Genomic DNA, 262 nt, shown 5'->3' on the forward strand with positions numbered 1-262 from the left:
AGAAATCGTGCCGTCGTTATCGGCATCTTCAGTGATGACCACAGTTGGAGCCGGCGTTGCCGTGGTGTCACCCATGACCGCGCTGTCGCTGCCTGGGGCTGACTCATTGCCTGCTTGGTCCACGATGGTGGCTGTTACAGTAATGCTGTCGCCATCCGCTGGACGGTCGTATTGGTACGTCACACCGTTGTCGATGTCATTTTGATCAAGGATGCGATCTGGCTGACCCGATACTTTCAGCGTATCGCCCACTTCGGCATCT

At 56.1% G+C, this 262-nt stretch carries 1 protein-coding gene; it reads right to left on the bottom strand.

Features of this window, described 5'->3' with window-relative positions; translation table 11 throughout:
* Positions 1–262 (bottom strand): hypothetical protein (locus tag RH45_RS07260; protein ID WP_008075595.1); only part of this gene is annotated, 262 nt, incomplete at both ends.

Origin of the sequence: Vibrio sinaloensis DSM 21326, assembly GCF_000189275.1 — a bacterium.
GTDB lineage: Bacteria > Pseudomonadota > Gammaproteobacteria > Enterobacterales > Vibrionaceae > Vibrio > Vibrio sinaloensis.